This is a genomic window from Escherichia sp. E4385 (genome assembly GCF_963883145.1).
GTDB lineage: Bacteria > Pseudomonadota > Gammaproteobacteria > Enterobacterales > Enterobacteriaceae > Escherichia.
Genome location: NZ_CAWOOJ010000002.1, coordinates 56,232 through 78,912, shown reverse-complemented (window position 1 = coordinate 78,912; position 22,681 = coordinate 56,232). Strand labels below are relative to the sequence as shown.

23 protein-coding genes are annotated in these 22,681 nt (G+C 48.1%); 6 read left to right on the top strand and 17 right to left on the bottom strand.

What is annotated here, in order from left to right; all coding sequences use genetic code 11:
- Nucleotides 1-5 precede the first annotated feature (5 nt).
- Nucleotides 6-668 (bottom strand): carbonate dehydratase, encoded by a 663-nt coding sequence (gene can, locus AACS80_RS02885; protein WP_130204959.1) that lies wholly within the window; start codon nucleotides 666-668, stop codon nucleotides 6-8.
- A 108-nt stretch (nucleotides 669-776) separates the two neighbouring features.
- On the opposite strand from can, the gene AACS80_RS02880 reads away from it, so the two are divergent.
- The 4 genes from AACS80_RS02880 (at nucleotide 777) to AACS80_RS02865 (ending at nucleotide 4,298) form a co-directional block, all read left to right on the top strand.
- The gene (locus AACS80_RS02880; RefSeq protein WP_000150638.1) at nucleotides 777-1,703 is read left to right on the top strand and encodes an ABC transporter ATP-binding protein; all 927 of its coding nucleotides are present in this window, start codon (nucleotides 777-779) and stop codon (nucleotides 1,701-1,703) included.
- A complete protein-coding gene (locus tag AACS80_RS02875; protein ID WP_064525104.1) occupies nucleotides 1,700-2,470 on the top strand; it encodes an ABC transporter permease in 771 nt (256 codons plus the stop codon). Before AACS80_RS02880 ends, AACS80_RS02875 begins: the two co-directional genes overlap by 4 nt.
- 104 nt (nucleotides 2,471-2,574) lie before the next feature.
- Complete coding sequence (locus AACS80_RS02870; protein WP_130260735.1) at nucleotides 2,575-3,015, top strand: PTS sugar transporter subunit IIA; 441 nt, start codon at nucleotides 2,575-2,577, stop codon at nucleotides 3,013-3,015.
- 56 nt (nucleotides 3,016-3,071) lie between these two features.
- Nucleotides 3,072-4,298 carry a polysaccharide deacetylase family protein gene (locus AACS80_RS02865; RefSeq protein ID WP_135490789.1) on the top strand — a complete coding sequence of 409 codons (1,227 nt, stop codon included), beginning with the start codon at nucleotides 3,072-3,074 and terminating at the stop codon, nucleotides 4,296-4,298.
- Nucleotides 4,299-4,301: 3 nt separating this feature from the next.
- Here AACS80_RS02865 and panD read toward each other — a convergent pair whose 3' ends face one another.
- Nucleotides 4,302-4,682: an aspartate 1-decarboxylase gene (gene panD, locus AACS80_RS02860; protein ID WP_000621508.1), complete on the bottom strand. Its 381-nt coding sequence runs from the start codon at nucleotides 4,680-4,682 to the stop codon at nucleotides 4,302-4,304.
- A 273-nt stretch (nucleotides 4,683-4,955) separates the two neighbouring features.
- On the opposite strand from panD, the gene rpnC reads away from it, so the two are divergent.
- The gene (gene rpnC / locus AACS80_RS02855; protein ID WP_135409477.1) at nucleotides 4,956-5,876 is read left to right on the top strand and encodes a recombination-promoting nuclease RpnC; all 921 of its coding nucleotides are present in this window, start codon (nucleotides 4,956-4,958) and stop codon (nucleotides 5,874-5,876) included.
- An 81-nt stretch (nucleotides 5,877-5,957) separates the two neighbouring features.
- Here the strand turns inward: rpnC and panC are convergent, their stop codons facing one another.
- From panC to thpR, 15 genes are all read right to left on the bottom strand, one after another.
- Nucleotides 5,958-6,809 (bottom strand): pantoate--beta-alanine ligase, encoded by an 852-nt coding sequence (panC, locus tag AACS80_RS02850; RefSeq protein WP_000905370.1) that lies wholly within the window; start codon nucleotides 6,807-6,809, stop codon nucleotides 5,958-5,960.
- An 11-nt stretch (nucleotides 6,810-6,820) separates the two neighbouring features.
- Complete coding sequence (gene panB, locus AACS80_RS02845) at nucleotides 6,821-7,615, bottom strand: 3-methyl-2-oxobutanoate hydroxymethyltransferase (RefSeq protein ID WP_138183650.1); 795 nt, start codon at nucleotides 7,613-7,615, stop codon at nucleotides 6,821-6,823.
- Between the two features lie 112 nt (nucleotides 7,616-7,727).
- Nucleotides 7,728-9,011, bottom strand: a complete 1,284-nt coding sequence (locus tag AACS80_RS02840; RefSeq protein WP_276609144.1) for a fimbrial-like adhesin — start codon at nucleotides 9,009-9,011, stop codon at nucleotides 7,728-7,730.
- 22 nt (nucleotides 9,012-9,033) lie between these two features.
- Nucleotides 9,034-9,630 carry a fimbrial-like protein gene (locus AACS80_RS02835; RefSeq protein ID WP_138183649.1) on the bottom strand — a complete coding sequence of 199 codons (597 nt, stop codon included), beginning with the start codon at nucleotides 9,628-9,630 and terminating at the stop codon, nucleotides 9,034-9,036.
- Between the two features lie 26 nt (nucleotides 9,631-9,656).
- Nucleotides 9,657-10,262: a fimbrial-like protein YadL gene (yadL, locus tag AACS80_RS02830; protein ID WP_138183648.1), complete on the bottom strand. Its 606-nt coding sequence runs from the start codon at nucleotides 10,260-10,262 to the stop codon at nucleotides 9,657-9,659.
- A 14-nt stretch (nucleotides 10,263-10,276) separates the two neighbouring features.
- Nucleotides 10,277-10,846 (bottom strand): fimbrial protein, encoded by a 570-nt coding sequence (locus AACS80_RS02825; RefSeq protein WP_135409478.1) that lies wholly within the window; start codon nucleotides 10,844-10,846, stop codon nucleotides 10,277-10,279.
- Nucleotides 10,847-10,862: 16 nt separating this feature from the next.
- Complete coding sequence (gene htrE, locus AACS80_RS02820) at nucleotides 10,863-13,463, bottom strand: Yad fimbria usher protein HtrE (RefSeq protein ID WP_135490791.1); 2,601 nt, start codon at nucleotides 13,461-13,463, stop codon at nucleotides 10,863-10,865.
- 34 nt (nucleotides 13,464-13,497) lie between these two features.
- Nucleotides 13,498-14,238, bottom strand: a complete 741-nt coding sequence (locus tag AACS80_RS02815) for a fimbrial chaperone (RefSeq protein ID WP_130204979.1) — start codon at nucleotides 14,236-14,238, stop codon at nucleotides 13,498-13,500.
- Between the two features lie 104 nt (nucleotides 14,239-14,342).
- Nucleotides 14,343-14,927, bottom strand: a complete 585-nt coding sequence (locus tag AACS80_RS02810) for a fimbrial protein (RefSeq protein WP_138183647.1) — start codon at nucleotides 14,925-14,927, stop codon at nucleotides 14,343-14,345.
- A 346-nt stretch (nucleotides 14,928-15,273) separates the two neighbouring features.
- Nucleotides 15,274-15,753: a 2-amino-4-hydroxy-6-hydroxymethyldihydropteridine diphosphokinase gene (folK, locus tag AACS80_RS02805; RefSeq protein ID WP_130204983.1), complete on the bottom strand. Its 480-nt coding sequence runs from the start codon at nucleotides 15,751-15,753 to the stop codon at nucleotides 15,274-15,276.
- Complete coding sequence (gene pcnB, locus AACS80_RS02800) at nucleotides 15,750-17,147, bottom strand: polynucleotide adenylyltransferase PcnB (RefSeq protein WP_205713193.1); 1,398 nt, start codon at nucleotides 17,145-17,147, stop codon at nucleotides 15,750-15,752. The genes folK and pcnB overlap by 4 nt, the downstream gene beginning before the upstream one ends.
- 59 nt (nucleotides 17,148-17,206) lie before the next feature.
- Nucleotides 17,207-18,103: a tRNA glutamyl-Q(34) synthetase GluQRS gene (gene gluQRS / locus AACS80_RS02795; protein ID WP_135409481.1), complete on the bottom strand. Its 897-nt coding sequence runs from the start codon at nucleotides 18,101-18,103 to the stop codon at nucleotides 17,207-17,209.
- Nucleotides 18,104-18,169: 66 nt separating this feature from the next.
- Nucleotides 18,170-18,625 (bottom strand): RNA polymerase-binding protein DksA, encoded by a 456-nt coding sequence (gene dksA / locus AACS80_RS02790; protein ID WP_001155227.1) that lies wholly within the window; start codon nucleotides 18,623-18,625, stop codon nucleotides 18,170-18,172.
- Between the two features lie 177 nt (nucleotides 18,626-18,802).
- Nucleotides 18,803-19,507 carry a DNA/RNA nuclease SfsA gene (gene sfsA / locus AACS80_RS02785; protein WP_130204989.1) on the bottom strand — a complete coding sequence of 235 codons (705 nt, stop codon included), beginning with the start codon at nucleotides 19,505-19,507 and terminating at the stop codon, nucleotides 18,803-18,805.
- 14 nt (nucleotides 19,508-19,521) lie between these two features.
- Nucleotides 19,522-20,052, bottom strand: coding sequence for an RNA 2',3'-cyclic phosphodiesterase (gene thpR, locus AACS80_RS02780; protein WP_130204991.1), 531 nt, complete (start codon nucleotides 20,050-20,052; stop codon nucleotides 19,522-19,524).
- Nucleotides 20,053-20,125: 73 nt separating this feature from the next.
- Between thpR and hrpB the strand changes: the two genes are divergently transcribed.
- On the top strand, nucleotides 20,126-22,555 hold the full coding sequence (gene hrpB / locus AACS80_RS02775) for an ATP-dependent helicase HrpB (protein WP_135409482.1): 2,430 nt from the start codon (nucleotides 20,126-20,128) through the stop codon (nucleotides 22,553-22,555).
- Nucleotides 22,556-22,681 lie beyond the last annotated feature (126 nt).

Genomic DNA, 22,681 nt, shown 5'->3' with positions numbered 1-22,681 from the left:
CATATTTATTTGTGGTTGGCGTGTTTCAGCTTGAGGTTGGAAATCCCGTGACGGTAACGTTGCTCAAGGGTTTCGCGGTTGGTGGCAGTAACATCCAGATCACGCAGCAAGCCGTCGTGAATGCCGTAGGCCCAGCCGTGAATGGTCACTTTCTGCCCGCGTTTCCACGCTGATTGCATAATGGTGGAGTGGCCCAGGTTATATACCTGTTCCATTACGTTCAGTTCACACAAGGTATCCAGACGGCGCTCTGGCGGCATTTCGCCGAGCAATGAGCTATGTTTGAACCAGATATCGCGGATGTGCAGCAGCCAGTTGTTGATAAGCCCCAGTTCCGGGTTTTCAACTGCGGCTTGTACGCCGCCGCAACCGTAGTGGCCACAGATAATAATGTGTTCAACTTCGAGAACATCCACTGCATACTGAACCACGGAAAGGCAGTTCAGGTCGGTGTGAATGACCAGGTTAGCAACATTACGGTGAACAAAGAGTTCGCCCGGCTCAAGACCGGTTAAACGTTCTGCAGGAACGCGACTGTCGGAACATCCAATCCATAGAAAGCGCGGTTTTTGCGCTTGTGCCAGTTTCTCAAAAAACCCGGGATCCTCTTCCACCAGCATTTTTGACCATAGTGCATTATTGCTGATGAGTGTATCTATGTCTTTCATGGAGGTTAACGACCTGTAACCAAATAATTACGTTTGGCTAATATAGGGCAACTCCGGGACGATTTAAACCACAGATAAAGTGTAAGAACGTAAGGTAAGTAAAAATTTATGACCATTGCACTGGAACTTCAACAGCTTAAAAAAACCTATCCAGGCGGCGTTCAGGCGCTTCGTGGGATAGATTTGCAAGTCGAAGCGGGTGATTTTTATGCGCTTCTCGGGCCGAACGGGGCCGGAAAATCAACCACTATCGGTATTATCAGCTCTCTGGTAAATAAAACCTCCGGGCGGGTCAGCGTATTTGGTTACGATCTTGAAAAAGACGTCGTCAACGCTAAACGTCAGTTGGGACTGGTGCCACAGGAATTTAACTTCAACCCGTTTGAAACCGTACAGCAAATTGTGGTGAATCAGGCGGGGTACTACGGTGTAGAGCGCAAAGAAGCGTACATCCGCAGCGAAAAGTATCTTAAACAACTCGATTTGTGGGGAAAACGTAACGAACGTGCGCGTATGTTATCGGGCGGGATGAAGCGCCGTTTAATGATCGCCCGTGCGTTAATGCATGAACCTAAACTGCTGATTCTGGACGAGCCAACGGCAGGCGTGGATATCGAACTTCGTCGCTCAATGTGGGGCTTTTTGAAGGATTTAAACGACAAAGGCACCACCATCATTCTTACCACGCATTACCTGGAAGAAGCAGAAATGCTGTGCCGCAATATCGGCATTATTCAGCACGGCGAACTGGTGGAAAATACCTCGATGAAGGCACTGCTGGCAAAGCTGAAATCAGAAACCTTTATTCTCGATCTCGCACCGAAAAGCCCGTTACCGAAGCTCGATGGCTATCAGTACCGACTGGTAGATACCGCCACGCTGGAAGTTGAAGTGCTGCGTGAGCAGGGGATCAACAGCGTATTCACGCAGTTAAGTGAGCAGGGCATTCAGGTATTAAGTATGCGTAACAAAGCTAACCGTCTGGAAGAGTTGTTTGTTTCACTGGTTAATGAAAAACAAGGAGATCGCACATGATGCATCTTTACTGGGTGGCGTTAAAAAGCATCTGGGCGAAAGAGATCCATCGCTTTATGCGTATCTGGATACAGACGCTGGTGCCACCGGTTATCACCATGACCCTTTACTTTATCATCTTCGGTAACCTGATTGGTTCGCGTATTGGCGATATGCATGGCTTCAGCTATATGCAGTTCATTGTTCCGGGGCTGATCATGATGTCGGTAATCACCAATGCCTACGCCAACGTCGCTTCATCATTTTTTGGCGCCAAGTTCCAGCGTAATATTGAAGAACTGCTGGTCGCTCCGGTTCCGACTCACGTCATTATTGCCGGATATGTCGGCGGTGGCGTAGCGCGCGGACTGCTTGTTGGTATGTTGGTGACAGCAATTTCGCTGTTCTTTGTACCGTTTCAGGTGCATTCGTGGGTATTTGTCGCTTTAACGCTGGTGCTCACGGCGGTGTTGTTCTCTCTTGCCGGATTGCTTAATGGGGTGTTTGCCAAAACGTTTGATGACATCAGCCTGGTACCAACCTTTGTGTTAACGCCACTCACGTATTTGGGCGGGGTGTTTTACTCACTGACCTTGTTGCCACCGTTCTGGCAGGGGCTGTCGCATCTCAACCCAATCGTTTATATGATCAGTGGATTCCGCTACGGCTTCCTCGGCATTAATGATGTGCCGCTGGTTACTACTTTTGGTGTGCTGGTTATTTTTATTATTGCGTTTTATCTGATCTGCTGGTCGCTGATCCAGCGCGGACGCGGTCTGCGCAGCTAAGGCTAGTTCCTCTCCTCTGGATTCGGGGGAGAGGAGTTTTGACGACTATCACCCTTTATCAACAATGGTCAGGGTAGACTGATTTTCAGCTAAGGAGGAAGGTAATGTTAGGTTGGGTAATTACCTGTCACGACGACCGGGCGCAAGAGATGTTGGATGCGCTGGAAAAAAAACATGGCGCACTTATCCAGTGCCGGGCGGTGAATTTCTGGCGCGGATTAAGTTCCAATATGCTCAGCCGCATGATGTGCGATGCTCTGCATGAAACAGATTCTGGCGATGGGGTTATCTTTTTAACCGATATTGCAGGTGCTGCGCCTTATCGTGTTGCATCGTTATTAAGCCACAAACATTCCCGTTGCGAAGTGATTTCTGGTGTCACGTTACTGTTAATTGAGCAGATGCTGGCCTACCGTGAAACGTTATCCAGTGCGGAGTTTCGCGAGCGAATTGTCGAACTGGGTGGGCCTGAAGTCAGTAGTCTCTGGCACCAACAACAAAAAAATCCCCCCTTTGTCCTCAAGCATAATTGGTTCGAGTATTAAATCGCATTCCGATTTTGCTACACTAACGGCGCTGTTTCTCGCCTGGTAGTTTTCTCATGATTAAAAAGATTATTTTTTTACTGCTGCTGGTTTCATCTGGTGTCGGCGCAGCGCTTCCCGCGCGTTATATGCAAACCACTCAGGATGCAGCTATCTGGGGAAAAATTGGCGACAAAACGGTAACCGTCGGCAACATTCGCGCCGGGCAGATTATTTCGGTCATCCCAACCGCTGCCGATTATTATGAATTCAATTTTGGTTTTGCTACGGGGTATATTGATAAAGGGCATCTGGAACCTGTACAAGGGCGGCAAAAAGTTGAAGATGGTCTGGGGGATCTGAATAAGCCACTGAGTAACCAAAATCTTATTACATGGAAAGATACTCCGATATACAACGCGCCTGATGCGGGTAGTGCGCCATTTGGCGTGTTGGCCGATAATTTGCGTTATCCCATTATTAATAAATTAAAAGATCGCCTGAATCAAACCTGGTATCAAATTCGTATTGGCGAACGACTGGCCTATATCAGTGCACTGGATGCGCAGCAGGATAACGGTATTCCTGTATTGACCTACCATCATATTTTACGCGATGAAGAGAACACCCGTTTTCGTCATACTTCGACCACGACGTCGGTGCGAGCTTTCAATAACCAGATGACCTGGTTACGCGATCGTGGATATACCACGTTAACCTTGTATCAACTGGAAGGGTATCTGCGTAATTCGATGAATCTTCCGGCTCGCGCGGTGGTGCTGACATTTGATGATGGCTTGAAATCAGTGAGTCGTTATGCATATCCCATTCTGAAAGAATACGGTATGAAGGCGACGGCATTTATTATTACCTCTCGCATCAAACGTCATCCACAGAAATGGAATCCGCAGTCATTACAGTTTATGAGTGTTTCTGAACTGCTTGATGTCAGCGATGTTTTTGATTTCCAGTCGCATACGCATTTTTTACATCGGGTTGATGGTTATCGCCGACCCATATTACTCAGCCGCAGTGAGCATAATATTCTGTTTGATTTCGAACGCTCTCGCCGGGCGCTAAACCAATTTAATCCTCGAGTCTTGTATCTTTCGTATCCATTTGGTGGATTTAATGACAAAGCAGTGAAGGCAGCAAATGAAGCCGGGTTTCATCTGGCGGTGACCACCATGAAAGGGAAAGTTAAACCGGGGGATAATCCGTATTTATTAAAGCGACTGTATATTTTAAGGACAGATTCGCTGGAGACGATGTCGCGGCTGGTGAGTAACCAGCCGCAGGGGTGATTATCAGGCAACCTGTACCGGAATCGCTTTCGCGGTACGTTTCATTTCATTGTCGCCTTCAAAGTAGGCAACGTTGGGGCGCCAGGTACGGGCTTCTGCATCTGGCATAGTGACGAAGCTGGCGATGATGACAATATCGCCGACGCTGGCACAGTGGGCCGCCGCACCGTTGACAGAAATAATTCTCGAACCGCGTTCTGCCGCGATGGCATAGGTGGAGAAACGCTTGCCGTTGGTAACATTCCAGATATCAATGGCTTCGTTTTCGAGAATACCGGCTGCGTCAAGAAAATCCTGGTCAATGGCGCAAGAACCTTCATAGTGCAGGTCCGCATGAGTCACTTTCACGCGGTGGAGTTTGCCCTGCAGCATCGTGCGAATCATAACTTCTACCTTTCTACCCTGTCGTTAACGAAGCAGGCGATGCCTGCTTTGAGGAAATTCTCACGCAGTATTGCCCGATTTTTGATAAGTGTCTACTGATCTGGTGGCATTTGCACCAGCAGTTTGCGTATCGCGCCGAAGCTTGCCATGTAACGCCTGTAACCAATTGAAATTTCTCTGAACGCTGCTCGGTAAACAACAAAGAGGCAGCAGACGACAGCGCATATTGGCCGGATACTTCCTTCACATAGGGCAGCATGGAAGGCAGGGAAGATGGACGCACCGAGTACCACACCGCATGACGCGGTATTTAAACAATTTTTAATGCATGCGGAGACGGCTCGCGACTTCCTGGATATCCATTTGCCAGTGGAATTACGCGAACTTTGTGACCTCAACACGCTTCATTTAGAGTCGGGGAGTTTCATTGAAGAGAGCCTGAAAGGACATAGCACGGACGTGCTCTATTCCGTGCAAATGCAGGGCAATCCTGGTTATCTGCACGTTGTGATTGAGCATCAAAGCAAGCCGGATAAGAAAATGGCCTTTCGCATGATGCGCTATTCGATTGCTGCCATGCACCGGCATCTGGAGGCGGATCACGATAAGCTGCCGCTGGTGGTGCCAATTCTGTTTTATCAGGGCGAGGCCACACCTTATCCGCTCTCAATGTGCTGGTTTGATATGTTTTACTCGCCGGAGCTGGCGCGACGCGTCTATAACAGTCCATTCCCGTTGGTGGATATCACTATCACGCCGGATGACGAAATCATGCAACATCGGCGGATTGCGATTCTCGAACTGCTGCAAAAACATATTCGCCAGCGCGACTTAATGTTATTGCTGGAGCAACTGGTCACGCTGATTGACGAAGGGTACACTAGCGGAAGTCAGTTAGTTGCCATGCAAAACTATATGCTGCAACGCGGTCATACTGAACAAGCGGATTTGTTTTACGGTGTGGTGAGAGACAGGGAAACAGGAGGGGAGTCTATGATGACGTTGGCGCAGTGGTTTGAAGAGAAAGGGATTGAGAAGGGGATTCAGCTGGGAAGACAGGAAGGGAGACAGGAGGCAAGACAAGAAGAAAGGCAGGAATTCGCCCAGCGTCTTTTGAGTAAAGGGATGTCTCGAGAAGACGTTGCAGAGATGGCAAATTTACCTCTTGCTGAGGTTGATAAGCTGATTAACTAAGTTGTCTACGATATGAACAATCGCTTACAAATATCGTGGCAATGAATAACTGGCGCCATCAGCTGTAGCGCCAGTTAAGTATTACGCCAGTTCGACCATTTTGTTGTCGATCAGACGAGCATCGCCAAGCCAGGCGGCTACCAGAATTACTGCCCGTTTGCTGTTTTCAGAGACTTCCAGCAGCGTGTCGGCATCGCGAATCTGAATATCATCAGCGCGGAAGCCTTTTTCATTCAGTTCTTGCCCTGCAATGGCAATAATTTCATCGAGATCCCGCTCGCCAGCCTGCAATTTGTCGGCAATCGAACTTAAAACTTTGTACAGACCGGGCGCAATTTTGCGTTGTTCTGCCGTCAGATAACCGTTACGGGAACTCAGCGCCAGACCGTCTTTCGCACGCATAATCGGTACGCCGACAATCTCAATATCGAAGCCCATATCGGCAACCATTTTGCGGATCAGCGCCAGTTGCTGAAAGTCCTTTTCACCGAAGCAGGCGATATCCGGCTGGACCAGGTTAAACAGCTTGCTGACGATGGTCGACACGCCGCGAAAATGTCCCGGACGGCTGGCACCTTCCAGCATGGTCGAAAGGCCAGGAACATCAACATAGGTGTGGGTTTCGGTACCGTTCGGGTAGATCTCTTTTACCGAGGGCGCGAAAACCAGATCGACTTTGCGCTTGTTCAGTTTTTCGCAGTCTTCTTGCAAAGTGCGTGGATAGCGAGCCAGATCTTCCGGGCGGTCGAACTGCATCGGGTTAACGAAAATACTGACCACCACCACATCGGCGCGGGCTTTGGCTTCGTCGACCAGTTTCATATGGCCATCGTGCAGGTTACCCATGGTTGGCACCAGCGCCACGCGCTTACCTTCCATACGCAGGCGGCGAATTTGCTGACGCAGCAGCGGCAGGGTTTCGATAATTAACACAACGTGACTCCTTAATGGAAACTGTGTTCTTCGCCCGGATAAACGCCGGACTCCACTTCAGCCATATACTGCCGCACGGCAGCACGGATGTCGCCCGTTTCAGCGAGGAAATTTTTAGCGAATTTAGGAATGTGACCGCCGGTAATGCCAAAGGCGTCGTGCATCACGAGGATCTGCCCGTCGGTGACGCTGCCTGCGCCAATACCAATAACCGGGATCGCCAGTGCCTCGGTAATGCGTTTTGCCAGCTCAACCGGCACACATTCCAGCACCAGCAGTTGTGCACCAGCGGCTTCTAAGGCTAATGCATCGCTGAGCAGTCGATCGCCCGCTTCATCGCCGCGCCCCTGTACTTTGTAGCCGCCGAAAATATTCACTGACTGCGGTGTTAAACCTAAGTGACCACATACAGGAACTGCGCGCTCGGTAAGCATTTGTACCGTTTCAACAAGCCACTCACCGCCTTCAATTTTGACCATATTGGCACCGGCACGCATAACCGTTGCGGCGTTTTCAAAGGCTTGTTCCGGCGTGGCATACGCCATAAACGGCAGGTCAGCCAACAGCAGGCAGTTTGGCGCTCCGCGACGTACCGCAGCGGTATGGTAGGCGATATCAGCAACGGTAACTGGCAGGGTGGAGTCATGCCCCTGAACCGTCATGCCCAGTGAGTCGCCTACCAGCATGACGTTAAGTCCTTCATCAGCAAAAAGTTTCGCGAAGCTGTAGTCGTAAGCGGTAATGGTCGCGAAACGTTTTTTTTCCTGTTTGTACTTCTGCAGTAAGGAGATGGTGGTCGGTTTCATAACGTATCCTGATAAATGATGTTGTGCTGTCTGGCATTTTATCAGTCACATTGGTGGGGGCAATGATTTCTCTATTGTGGCACCGCCATTACCAGACGGTGCCACAATGTTATCAGGGATAGGTTACCTGGAATGTACTGGTGGCTTTAAACTCACCGGGTTCGATAGCAATATTCCCGTCTTGCTTTAACGTCGCCTGGAAGTGAAGTGGTTGTGTCGTTCCATTGCCTTTATCTGGGTAAATTCCGTCAGTATTATCATCTTCCTCTTCATAATCTTTATATACAGAGGTTGCGTCATTAGGCTTCAGAGTCATTAAGGCGCTTCTGCTAGTGGCTAATCCTTCAATAAGTACACCGACACCTTTTGCTCCCCCCGTTCCTGTGAGGGTGTTTCCAAGAAGCTGTTTGTCTTCTATGCCGATTTTTGTTGAAACTAATTTTGTTTCGATATTACGAACACGAATACAGTTCTGTAACGAAATGTCAAAAAGAACCGGAGTTGCGCCATTTTTAATTTGTCCAGGACCATATTCTCCCATTTTTACTGTAGAGCCGCTTACATTGGTGCCGCTTAATACTGAAGTAAAACAAGTAGGTAAAGTGATTTTTATATTGACTAAATCAAAATTTATATAAAGGTGATTGCTGTGTTGATTAATACCATCACCAACACCATAAGCCTTGAAAGCATAAAGATAGTCGGATGAGCTTAACAACTGAACCTGTTGGTTTTGTGTCGGGTTGAAAGATGAATCAGTATAAAATTCAACGGTGAGACTCTGCATTAAACCACCAATAGCCCAATATTTACTGGTTGTATTTGCTCTGTCGCAACCTCTTGTCTGAAGATCCACATCATCTATGTAGAATGAAAAGTATTGGTCTGCGCTATCTCCAATATAAATACTATCTCCACTGATATTTGATTTGACCCAGGCTGACCAAATGTTGGAAATTGATAGCGTATAATAGAGTCCCTGAACAGACGTTGAAAATAACTTATGACCCGCGTAAGTTAAATGAGAGTCAATCATTGCATTTTCAATTTTCATCGGTGCCCCACTGGCATTTCCACTGGTATTACAGTAAAGAGTCCCTGTCCCCCCACTCCCTCCCAAACTATCTAGTTGAGACCAAAACAGTTTTACATCAGTTTTGTTAATGCCATCACCGGGAGGTGGTTTATAAAACACCAGATTGTTAGTAATAGTCGCATAACGAAATATTGCTTTTCCGCTTGAAGATGGACCACTAAAGGCATCAACGCCAGCATTATTACCTACAATGAAACTTGTATTGTTTGCGTAAGCTGAGATGCAGAATATTGTAGTTAGAATTATATAGAAAAATTTAAATAATACGTGCATATAATATGTGGTGGTCTGTGTGTGCATATTGTTTTTTCTTACATTAGAGTTACTCATAATAAATATCAACCAGTACGGTGCTTTTGACTTGGCCAGAAGTAACATCCAGTGTGGAATCAATTTTTTGCATTCTGGCATAAAATTTCCATGATGAATTATCCATTACTGATGTAATCACGGGATAGACTGAGCGTGATATACCTGCTGTATTTAATACATTGAACGTATTTGCAGAATCCTGGATAGAAAAAATAACTACGCCAACATTTTTAGCGCCTGTTGCTTCGTCATTGGCAAATATTTGCCTGGACCCAGCAGCCATGACACCGCTAAGGGCTCTAAAATCAATATGTAACTGATTTAGCACATCGCCAGTTCCCTGTAATGCACAGTCGGATACACTGACAGTGAACTCTTTTCCACCTGGTTGATAACTTTCAGGAGTCACATTACCTGAAAAATATCCCACCCCAACGACGCCAAGATCAATATTACCCTGGTTACTGATTCCGCTTTTGCAAGTGCTGTTTTTTACATTGGCAACAAGGTCGATATCCTGTCCAGCGATGGCTGGACAGGTAATGGGAAACAGTAATGACAGAAACAGAATTATTCTATTCATCAGCTTACGTTGAGTGGGATGCATATATAGTTCCTGAATCTGTCAGTCTGTTAGTTATAGGTGATAGTAAATGTTGCAGGGGCGAAAAAATCACCTGCCGTAACATTATTGACAGTTTTATCCTTATCTACCACAAGGACTGCACTCATATCAAAGTCCACAACATTAGTACCTGTTGCACCCACAATACTCTTTTCTTTCGCTTGAGGAGTAGCGCAGCTAAATTGTTTATTTTTGTCTGCTCGATCTGGTGTGATGGCACCCCAGACTTCAACCACAACCGCATTTGCTTTTTCTGTGGATGTAGATGCATTGGCAAATCCATCACCATTATTGGCATTTCCTTCACATGTGCCAACTTTGGTTAATGTTATATATGCTTTCTTTCCTGGAATTCCTGCACAATCTTTAAACTGTAGTTTGAATGTTTTAATTTTGGTTTTAGCATTGATTTCAGATATATATACATCACCAAAATTAACCGTGGAGATTTTATTATTACCATCCATAAGTGTTGCTGTGCAGGTACCCATTTCCACAGTGGTAATAACAGTCAGTCCAATGCTGTCTGTTGCAGCATAAGACGGGACACTGAATAGTGAGGCTACCAGAACCAGACTGCTGGATAATCCATAACGTAAATTTTTAAATGTCATCTTAATTATCCTTCTTATTGATAGATGAAATTAAACGTCGCTAGTGCGCGAAAATTTCCAGGTACACCTTTCCCAGCCTCTGTTTCACGTAGCGCAACAGTCATTTCAAGACCTTTGTCGGACGGTATTTCGCCTGTGTCCCAGCGTATCTTTTCCGCACTGTTGGGTTTAAGAAAAGTGGCATCATCAGTATTCCGTCTCTTGAAACCCATACCGATATAACTTGTCGTCGAATTTGTATCTCCAGACAGCGGTATAATAAGCTTGGTTGAGCTTGATGATGCGTTTCCGGTCAGAGTGGTATCAATCGAGCTAATGCCACTGCTGCACCCACTGGCAACCAGTTTAAAATCAGCCTGAGCTTCTGTCGTTTTATTCGCGATCTTATCCAGCCCCATCTTAGGGATTTTTAATGTGTAGTTATTATTACCATCATTCGTGACATTATTACCAGTAAGTGTGATGTTACAGGTTGTCGCTTTGACAGTGGCTGTAAACTCTACATTAATATCCGTTGCAAATACTGAGGGTGATAATAATATTCCCATCAGTATCGCTATTTTATGTGGCGTTGTTTTTATCATTTGACGTCCCTTGTAGTTACTGAATCTGACACCGAATTCCATTCAGAATAATAGATTGCGCTATTTTTTCTGCTTCTGAACTTTGTTGATAATGCGCAAGACAACTTACAGGTTTACTTTCTTCGAGCCATTTAATGCTGATATTTCCTTGCTGCTCAATACCACGAACAAAAGCCTGTCCACCCTGTCCAACATTACCAATTACATTACCCTGCTCATCATAAATATCTGCAGCAAATGGAATATTTTTACCATCACTTCGAGTGATGTTCATAATGGCTGATTGCCCTTGCACGGTTTCAAAATCAGCAAAGACGACTGAACCCTGACGCGGCACAGCTACAGCACTGGTACTTTTTAATTCAACATCGTTCTCAAGATCGTTGATATCCAGCGCGATACGGTTTTCATGATAAGGAGAAAGAGCACTGGTAACGCCATATCCCCAGCGGTCTACGGTGCTATTCCCATAATTTATTCGAGCCCCTTTGGCACCAGGAGCCTGAACTACCGCCAGTGTATCGGAGTCGCTAAAACTGTCATTACTGAAGGTCAGGCCGCCGCTATGTAATACAAAACCACCGTCAGTGCTGAGAGAAACTTGACGACTGTTATCGCTATTCGCAGAAACTGAACCGGCCAGGGTTCCCCACGGTGACTCATAGCTGGCATATCCACCAACATAACTCATATCTTTACTGGCTTTATTCATCGTATAGCCTGTATTCACGCTATAACTGACGCGAGCGTTATCGCTATAGCCACTGCTACTGACGTTGAGTTGATTATTGCCCTTAAAGTCACTGCTCATTTGAGTATCAATACTCTGGAAACCTGAAGTACGCTGTTCAGTGCCAAGTAATTTTTCAATAGGAATGGTGAAACTGAGATAAATGCTATCGTCAGTGTCGCCGTTTTCATTCCATGAACGCTGTGCACTGACACTGTAGCTGCCCCAGGATGCACTGTTACTGTAGCCAATAGAGTAATTGCTACGATTTTGTCCTGAAGCCCAGTAATCGGACCAACTTCCGGAAAGATAAAATGAACCGTAATCTTTTTTCTCAAATTTCAACGGTTGGTTAATACTGACCGTAACCTGATTTTTCATGCGCGAGTAATTACGCATGTTTTGCGGTTCAAGATCTTGTTCGGGATGTTTCACTTCATCAATTAGAGTTAGTGCATCATTAAGACCAAGGTAATTTTGTGTTGAATAGCGATAGGCCGCGATATTCAGTGAAGTACTTGTTTCTTCGAATAATTTGTTCCAGGAAACACGATAACTTTGCCCCTGGTATGTTTTATCATCCGGGATACGGACATTGGAGTGAGTCACATCGAAAGAAAATGCACCTACTGAGGTATTCAGGCCAAGACCTAACAAACCGGCGGTATAGTTATTATCGGTAATCTGAATACCAGTATAACCCGTCAGATAGTTATTCAGACCGTAGTAGTAGCTGGCCTGAAATAAATTAGGTTCATCCTGAATATCATCTTTTAAGACCTGGCCACCGCTAATATCCCAACGTCCAACGCCAGGGCGTAACATTTGAACAACCGATGAAAAAGGTTGCGAGAATGTCCTTTTTGAGCCATCGGATTCTTCGATGGTCACAATAAGATCACTGCCGTACCCTGACGGGCTAAGATCATCAATGACGAAAGCGCCTGGAGGCACAGTCGTTTCATAAATCTTATAGCCGCCTTGCGTAATAGAGACTTTGGCATTGGTATTGGCGACGCCATGTATGATAGGTGCAAAGCTGGCTAATGTCGGAGGCAACATTCGGCTGTCACTGTATACGCGAATGCCTCGGATACTGACGGAATCAAAGGTTTCGCCCGTAGTATAAGATTCACCAATAATTAATTGAGAGCGTAGTGAGGCGATATCTCGTTGTACATACCGATTCTTAAAATCATAATTACTGCCAGAATCGGTCATCCAGTTGTAGTTGCCGGAGGCTCGCAGTCGCCATGCACCTAAATTCATCCCACCGTTAAAAGCAGCATAAATGCTGTCATTTCTTCGACCAGGGGTTTCACTATGATATCCGTTGAGGTTATATGACAACATAGCCGCATTAATGCCGTTTTCCCATAATGATGGATCAACATAGTTTTGGTAATTTTTCATTACCCAGGCTTGAGGAACGTCTATATCCAGACGTTGATCGTTAACGTCATAACGAACGGAAGCCTGAGGGATAATTTCCGTCAAATTGAGGCAATCCCCGAGCGTTTCATCCCGGGCAAGCAGAACGGCTTTTTCGTTATTTATATCGGGGGAATTAATATGAAACTGCAATAAATTCTTTAATGTGATACAGGCCTGGGCGTTCTTTTTTCCTTCAATCGCTACAAATGTAATACTTTGGTTAATGATTGGTTGATCGTTGACATAAACACTGACGTCGTAAACACCCGGTATAGCGGGGTTACCTTCGCTGTATCGACTGAGATCAATATTAGATGCATTCTGCCCCATCAGGAAGGTAGGGTCATATTCAACGAGTTCAGCACTGAAAGCACTATTGCAATACAGCAGCGCGCATAACGTGGCGATACGGGTCAGATGATGATGATAATTTTTAGTATATTTTATAGTCACGCTATGCTTCCTGCGGAATTATATCCTTGCCTGATTACAGTCGGGCATTACCTTCAATGGCGCCACCAAAGTCATTAATGGCGTAAAAGTGCACTTTTGAAGAATTTGCTTTGCCATTAAGGCCATTGACTTTCATGACTTCATCACTGAATGGTGCAATCATTTTCACATCAATCGGATAGCGTTTACCGCTGGCTTCTAAATCGCCACTGCTAAAAGAGACGTAGTAAGGCGTTGGATTAGTGACTTGTAATGCCGTTTTACCGTCTGAACCTGACCAGGACCATTTCAGGGCTAATGGGGCTTCAGAGGGATTTCCCTTCAATCCATCCGGGCGATAGAACAGTTTTATACGTGTGCGAAATGCCAGTTGCAGCAGGCTTTGATTCGCGACCTTTTCTGCATCTGGTTTTGGTGGAACTTCCAGTACGTTAAACCAGAATACGCTCTCCCTGTCTTTAGGCAGTGAGGTACTGGCGGTGTACATCAGTTTGATTGTTTGCCCACGTTTGGCATCAATACGCGATACTGGCGGTGTGGCGGTAAAGGGGACTGTAATACTGCCAGGTTCAGCGTTGTCATCGCCAGTATCTAACCAACTCTGGACAAGTAACGGGTTATTCCCTTTATTTTCCAGACGTACGCTGACACTTTTTTGATCGCTTTTATATATTACGCGAGTACCCGAAATGACAATATCCGCAATAGACGATGAGCTAAAAGCCATACAGGTTACGAAGCATAAAGCTGCTGTATGTTTGGTGTTAAAAAACATAAACCATCCCTGACAGAGTTAATTAAAACAGGGAATAATATAAAAATAGTAATTATTAATACTATTCCCTGTATATTCATTCAATCAATTTAATTGGTGAATACTTACTGATAAGTAATGGTGTATGCAGTGTTAGTTTTTACATAACCAGCAGTCGCTGTCTGATTTGCGTCAGCACGAACGTAAGATGCTTTAAAATCATAAATTGCAGATTTTGTCGTTGCATCCATGGTTTTAGTATACACATCGCCGGGGTTGTTAATTTGAACCTGTTTGATAGTGGAACCATCAATATTGTGCAGAGCGATATTTACGCCATCAGACGGGTTGTTAATAGACATGTCGTTGTTCAGCGTTCCTTTGCTATTACCAAAGAAAACAGAACCGAAGGTCATTTTAGCTGTGCTACCTGGATTCGGGTTCGCTTTGCTACAGTCAACGGTGATGCTGAAAGGTTTAGCTTTAGCACCAACGGTATCATTCAGTACGCCGTCAGTGATTTCACCAACAGTTGCAGTTTCCAGCAGGATTAGACCATCTTTGTTACCACCGTCTACACGGGTTTCACAGGTGTTATCAACAACCAGACCGCTGATATTTAACTGACCACCGTCCATATCTGCAGAAGCAGTACCTGCAACCATTGCCAGCATAAGACCAGACAGGGCAAAACCTAATTTTTTAGACATAAAAATCCTTGAATTATATTCCATGAGTTTAACTTCAATCGGGAGTCCGCACATGGGGAGGCCCGATAGACTAGAAAGATTGGTTTGTTAATGATGAGGACTTGAATTTACCGAATGTTACATCTGCTCATCATTAGGGGGGATATTGTGCATAATAAAAATTATATATCCACTTAATTCATCTTTAAGTAAAACTAAATATCTAAAGTTGAAAAAATAGTGTATGGGGTGGGAAGGTTAAGAGGGTGGAATATATTATTAATTGTGGTTGTAGCTTAAAGGAAGCATTGATTGCAATTGTTGGGAAGTATTTTCAGAATTTATTTATATTCAAGAGATTATTGTATTACCACTTATTTAATTCATCGTATTTATTTATTCGTAATAAGTTGTCTAATGTTGTTCCATCAGGAAAAACCAGCTCCGGCGCAATCTCAAACAGCGGCCACAGCATAAATCCACGATTTTTCATATCGTAGTGCGGAACGGTGAGTCGTTCGGTATTAATCGTTTCATTACCGAATAACATAATGTCGAGGTCCAGCGTGCGTGGCCCCCAGCGTTCAGCTTTGCGGACGCGACCTTGCTGCAACTCAATACGCTGTGTGTGATTGAGTAACTCTTCAGGGGCAAGAGCGGTTTCCAGCGCTACGGCTGCGTTTAAGTAATCGGGTTGATCTTGCGGCCCCAGCGGTGGGGTACGGTAAAACGAAGAAACGGCAAGAATGCGGCTTTCCGGAATGTCACCTAATGCTTTCACGGCAGCATTGACCTGCTCCAGCGGAGAGGCCAGATTGCTGCCTATGGCAATATACGCCACCGTCATGCGGTACCCTCGCGACGCGGCGCGCGTTTGCGCGGACGGCGAGTACGACGGCGCGGTGTTGGATCTTCATCCAGCTCGTTGAGCATCCCTTTTTGGTCTGGTGGTGCAGAAACCTGGAACTCACCCCACCATTTCGCCAGACGTTGCAGCTCGGCGTTGCGTTCCACTTCAGCACGCAGGGACAGCAGGTCGTAGGCGGCGCGGAATTTCGGATGCTCCATCAGTTTCCATGCCCGTTTGCCCTGACGACGGGACATACGCAGCTGCAACTGCCAGATATCGCGAGTTAGCGTAGTCAGACGTTTCGGGATTGCCAGTGAACGGCAGGCTTCGTCCAGCACGTCGTTCATCGCCAGCGCGAAAGCGTCGTGATAGGTCAGGCCGCTTTCCTGAGCAATTTTCTGCGCTGTTTCCAGCAGTGGATACCAGAACATGGCGGCAAACAAAAACGCCGGGTTAACGCGCATATCGTTATGAATACGCGTATCGGTATTCTTCAGTACCTGCTCAATGATCCGCTCCATTGGGCTGTCGCCATTTTCCGTGAAGTAACGGGTAATGGTCGGGAACAGCGGCTGGAACAGATTATATTCACACAGCAGTTTATAGGTTTCGTAACCGTAGCCCGCTTGCAACAGTTTAAGAGACTCTTCAAACAGGCGTGCTGGCGGAATATCGTTGAGCAGAGTAGCAAGGCGTGGGATCGGCTCGGCAGTTTCTGGGCTGATGCGCATCCCCAGTTTCGCGGCAAAACGTACTGCGCGCAGCATACGTACCGGATCTTCACGGTAGCGCGTTTCCGGGTTCCCAATCAGGCGGATAACACCGTCTTTCAGATCCTGCATGCCACCAACGTAATCACGGACGGTAAAATCCGCGACGCTGTAATACAGACTATTAATAGTGAAATCGCGGCGCTGGGCGTCTTCTTCGATGGAGCCGAAAATGTTGTCGCGTAGCAACATGCCGTTTTGCCCGCGCTGAGAAGTCGTGCGGTCGCTGACATTGCCTTCATGGTGACCACGGAAGGTGGCGACTTCGATAATTTCCGGGCCAAACATCACATGAGCCAGACGGAAACGGCGACCTACCAGGCGGCAATTACGGAACAATTTGCGCACCTGCTCAGGCGTGGCGTTGGTGGTCACGTCAAAATCTTTCGGCTTTTTGCCAAGTAACAGGTCGCGTACGCCGCCGCCAACCAGCCAGGCTTCGTATCCCGCTTTATTGAGCCTGTACATTACCTTCAGGGCATTTTCACTGATATCTTTGCGGGAAATAGCATGCTGCTCGCGCGGGATCACCGTCACCTGTGGACGGGCGACTGCCTGTTCAGCTTCGCTCTCCTCGCGGCTCAACACCTTGCGGCAAAAATTAGCGACTCGGGTAAAAATAATACACCTCGGTAGTGTCAAACATCATTCAGGACAAAAAAATAGCGGCTAATCATAGCTCAGCATGACGCATTTGAGAATGTTGAATTTACAATTGCCGACTCTGGCACGGCGGTCAGCGTCCAGTTTTTGACGGCTGACTGAAGGATTTGCTCTACGCTGTAATCCTGCCAGTGCGCTTCTGCCTGCTGACCCAGAAAATGAAGTGCCGCCATTAGCACAGGGCGCGGATCGCCTTTCGGTAACGCAGGCGCATGATTCTGCTTGGAAAGTTTAGTGCCTTGTGCGTTTAGCGCCAGCGGTAAATGAATGTAATCTGGCACCTGCCAGCCAAAAAGCTGGTACAGCGAGATTTGCCGCACTGTCGGTTCAATTAAATCTGCCCCACGAACAATTTCTGTGACGCCCTGGAAGTGATCATCTACCACCACCGCCAGGTTATAGGCGAACAAACCATCACGACGATGAATAATAAAATCTTCTCGCGCCAGTTTTTCGTCGGCGTGAATAATTCCGCGTAGTTGATCAGTAAACTGCGTGACCGGATACAACTGCCGAATACGCACAGCCGCGTTGTCTGGTCCATGATGCAATGTTCGGCAATGACCGTCGTAAATACCGCCAATGCTTTGGATACGCGCACGCGTGCAGGTGCAGTAATAACTTAGCTCTTGCTCATGTAACCAGGCGAGTGCTTCGCGATAGGCGTCGTGACGTTGGGATTGCCAAAGAACATCGCCGTCCCAGTGCAGGCCGTAATGTTCCAGCTGGCGTAGGATAGTTTCTGCGGCACCGGGAACTTCACGAGGCGGGTCGATATCTTCAATGCGTACCAGCCAGCGACCTTGCCGGGCGCGAGCCTGCAAATAGCTGCCAAGCGCAGCGATCAGAGAGCCAAAATGAAGCTCGCCGGAAGGAGAGGGGGCGAAGCGACCAATATACTGTGTGTCTGTCATCTCTTTGAACAAAAAATAAGGCGGGAGTATTTCCCGCCTGTGGTAAACGTGATGGAACGGCTGTAATTAGCCAGCCATCTGTTTTTCGCGAATTTCAGCCAGCGTTTTGCAGTCGATGCACAGATCGGCTGTCGGGCGCGCTTCTAGACGACGAATACCAATTTCAACACCGCAAGATTCGCAGTAGCCGAAATCTTCGTCTTCCACTTTTTTCAGCGTCTTCTCGATCTTTTTGATCAGCTTACGCTCGCGATCGCGGTTACGCAGTTCGAGGCTGAACTCTTCTTCCTGGGCTGCACGGTCTACCGGGTCCGGGAAGTTGGCTGCTTCATCCTGCATATGTGTAACGGTGCGATCGACTTCATCCCTGAGTTGATTACGCCATGCTTCCAGAATACGACGGAAGTGCGCCAGCTGGGCTTCGTTCATATACTCTTCGCCCGGCTTCTCCTGATATGGCTCCACCCCAGCGATGGCGAGAATACTCAGGGACGATGTTTTACGGTTTTGCCCTTCTTGCATGTTGCTTCTCCTTAACACGCACTATCGATCCCCATGTTCGGGGGAAAAATGAGGCCGCTATAAATAGCAGATGCTTTTCCGGATAGCAATTATCTAAACGTAACACTTGACAACTGTGTGAGGAAAAGCGTATTTGCGCACGCGACCAGAATGTAAATTAACCAGTTACTTACACTACTACAATGTAACAGGCAGTGATTTTTTAAGAGCCATACCTTCAGCAGAAAGTTCCGCTTTATAAGCCAGAATTTCTACTCCCCTCTGTTGTGCTTCTGACAATAGTTGCGCGTATTTCTCATCGATGTGGCGCGCGGGTGAAAACCGTGTAATGGCTGAATGCAGTACAGCGAAAAAAATCACCGCACGTTGGCCTTCAGCCGCTACGCTCATCAACTCCCGAAGATGTTTCTGCCCACGTTGGGTAACGGCATCGGGAAAGTAACCTTGCTCATTTTCCGCTAACGTAACCGATTTCACTTCAATATAGCAGTCAGGTCGAAACCTCGCCTGTAACATGAGGTCAATACGACTGCGCTCGGCACCGTATTTTACTTCGCTTTTCAGCGAGCTATAGCCTGATAGCTCCGAAATTTCCCCATTAAGGATAGCCTCTTTCGTCAATCTATTCGCCCAAAGCGTATTAACGCAAATAAATGCGCCGCTTTGGCTTTGGGTTAATTCCCAGGTGTGCGGGTATTTCCGTTTTGTATTGTCGGAAGTCGAATACCAGACGGTATCGCCAGGCGTTGCACAACCGGTCATCGCGCCAGTGTTGGGGCAGTGTAGCGTCAATTCACGACCATCAGGTGTGATCACATCGGCTAAAAAGCGTTTATAACGCTGAATTAGCGTGGCGCGCTGTAAAGGAGGAGAAAATTCCATTATGACAATCCTTGTTATTGCGTCAGCGTCCAGCGTTTGAGCGGTGTGTAACGTGTACGCCCACGGGCAAACGAGGAAGCATAAAGAGTGAACTCCTTCACCTCATATGACCAGTTAAAACCAGGCGGTGGGATTGTTACCGCCTCGCTGGCGTCGCGCAATAAGGTGATATGCGGATGAAATGGTCGATTGCTTTGAAAACAACCACTGCGTGCTGCCTGAGAACGAAGCATATTCGCCAGTTGGATTAAGCCGCGCGGCGGCTGGCGCATACCCAACCATACCACGCGTGAACGCAGCCACTGACCTGCGTCATCAAGCGTGAGTGTAAAACCGGGTTGACGAATTCGCCCGGCCAGCAGTGAGAGCGCCTTCTCTTTGTCTGCGCTTACTTCGCCTAAAAACGCCAACGTCAGATGCAAATTCTCAGCAGCAACCGGGCGGCCTGCTTCAGGTGGAAACTGTGCGGCGCGCCAGTGAATAATCTGTTCGCGGATTTCAGCAGGTAGGTCAATGGCAAAGAACAGCCGTTGCGGTTCAGACATGTCAGGCACTCGGTTATGAATTACCGCGATGCTACAATGTGGCGCGAAGAATGTTAACCCTCTGGAGCGTTTTGTGTCGTCGTTACCCGTTGCAGCCGTCTTACCTGAATTATTTGCCGCCCTCGATTATGCGCCGCAGGTGTTATTAAGTGCGCCGACCGGAGCCGGAAAATCGACCTGGCTACCGCTGCAACTGCTGGCGCATTCAGGGATTCACGGGAAAATCATCCTGTTGGAGCCACGTCGACTGGCGGCGCGTAACGTTGCGCAACGCCTGGCGGAGCTGCTGAACGAAAAGCCTGGCGACACAGTTGGCTACCGGATGCGTGCGCAAAACTGCGTCGGGCCGAATACTCGTCTGGAAGTGGTCACCGAAGGCGTGCTGACGCGAATGATCCAACACGACCCGGAGCTGAACGGCGTGGGGCTTGTGATCCTCGATGAGTTCCATGAACGCAGCTTGCAGGCGGATCTGGCGCTGGCATTGTTACTGGATGTGCAACAAGGGCTGCGCGATGACTTAAAGTTGATGATTATGTCGGCGACCCTGGACAACGACCGCTTGCAGCAAATGCTGCCGCAAGCGCCTATCGTCATCTCAGAAGGGCGCTCGTTTCCGGTTGAGCGGCGTTATCAGCCGTTGCCCGCACATCAGCGTTTTGACGAAGCCGTCGCAGTTGCTACCGCCGAACTGCTGCGCCAGGAGACGGGATCGTTACTGCTGTTTTTACCCGGCGTCGGGGAGATTCAGCGTGTGCAGGAACAGCTGGCTTCGCGCATCGGTAGTGACGTTTTGCTCTGCCCGCTGTATGGCGCGTTGTCGCTGAACGATCAGCGAAAAGCTATCCTCCCTGCGCCGCAAGGAATGCGCAAAGTGGTGCTGGCGACCAACATCGCTGAAACCAGTCTAACCATCGAAGGTATCCGTCTGGTGGTGGATTGCGCCCAGGAAAGGGTAGCGCGCTTTGATCCGCGTACGGGTCTTACTCGGTTGATCACTCAGCGCGTTAGCCAGGCGTCGATGACCCAACGTGCCGGGCGCGCCGGGCGTCTGGAGCCAGGTATTTGCCTGCATTTAATCGCTAAAGAGCAGGCGGAACGCGCCGCAGCGCAAAGTGAACCGGAGATCTTACAAAGCGATCTCTCCGGTTTGTTGATGGAATTACTGCAATGGGGATGTAGCGATCCGGCACAGATGAACTGGCTGGATCACCCGCCAGCGGTGAATCTACAGGCGGCGAAACGTCTGTTACACATGCTGGGGGCGCTGGACGGTGAACGGCTTAGTGCGCAAGGGCAAAAAATGGCGGCGCTGGGTAACGATCCGCGTTTAGCGGCAATGCTGGTGAGCGCGAAGAATGACGATGAAGCGGCTACCGCCGCAAAAATTGCCGCCATTCTCGAAGAACCGCCACGGATGGGTAATGGCGATCTTGGCGTGGCGTTCTCGCGCAATCAACCTGCCTGGCAGCAACGTAGTCAGCAACTGTTGAAACGCTTAAACGTACGCGGCGGTGAGGAGGACAGTTCGCTTATTGCGCCGCTACTTGCCGGGGCGTTTGCCGATCGTATTGCTCGTCGGCGTGGGCAAGATGGTCGCTATCAACTGGCGAACGGTATGGGGGCGATGCTGGATGCCGACGACGCGTTAAACCGCCACGAATGGCTGATCGCACCGTTATTATTGCAGGGCAGCGCCTCGCCGGATGCGCGGATTTTGCTGGCGCTGCCGGTCGATATTGATACGTTAGTAGAACGTTGCCCGCAACTGGTGCAGCAGTCTGACACTGTGGAGTGGGACGATGCTCAAGGCACGCTGAAAGCCTGGCGTCGGCTGCAAATTGGCCAGCTCACGGTAAAAGTGCAGCCACTAGCGAAACCTTCGGAAGAAGAATTACATCAGGCGATGCTTAACGGTATACGCGATAAAGGATTAAACGTCCTCAACTGGACGCCAGAAGCGGAACAGCTACGCCTGCGTTTACTGTGCGCTGCGAAGTGGTTACCAGAGTATGACTGGCCAGCGGTCGATGACGCGAGTTTATTGGCGACGCTGGAAACGTGGTTGTTGCCGCATATGAGCGGTGTACATTCGCTGCGTGGCCTGAAATCAGTCGATATTTACCAGGCGCTGCATGGATTACTCGATTGGGGAATGCAGCAACGTCTGGTGAGTTCCCTGCCTGCGCATTACACTGTGCCGACGGGAAGTCGGATCGCCATTCGTTATCATGAAGATAACCCGCCTGCGCTGGCAGTAAGAATGCAGGAGATGTTTGGCGAAGCCACCAATCCGACAATCGCCCAGGGGCGTGTGCCACTGGTGCTGGAGTTGCTTTCACCCGCCCAAAGGCCGCTGCAAATCACGCGTGATTTGGGGGCCTTCTGGAAAGGGGCGTATCGTGAGGTGCAAAAGGAGATGAAAGGGCGTTATCCCAAACACGTCTGGCCGGACGACCCGGCGAATACCGCACCAACGCGGCGGACGAAAAAGTATTCGTAAGGTTGGTAAACGGGCATAGGGGCAATGTGCGCGCTGATGCCCTCACCCCGGCCCTCTCCCACAGGGAGAGGGAGAAAAGCATTTTGAGAGATATCTTCTTCTGTATTGCAACAGAAGAACAGAAAA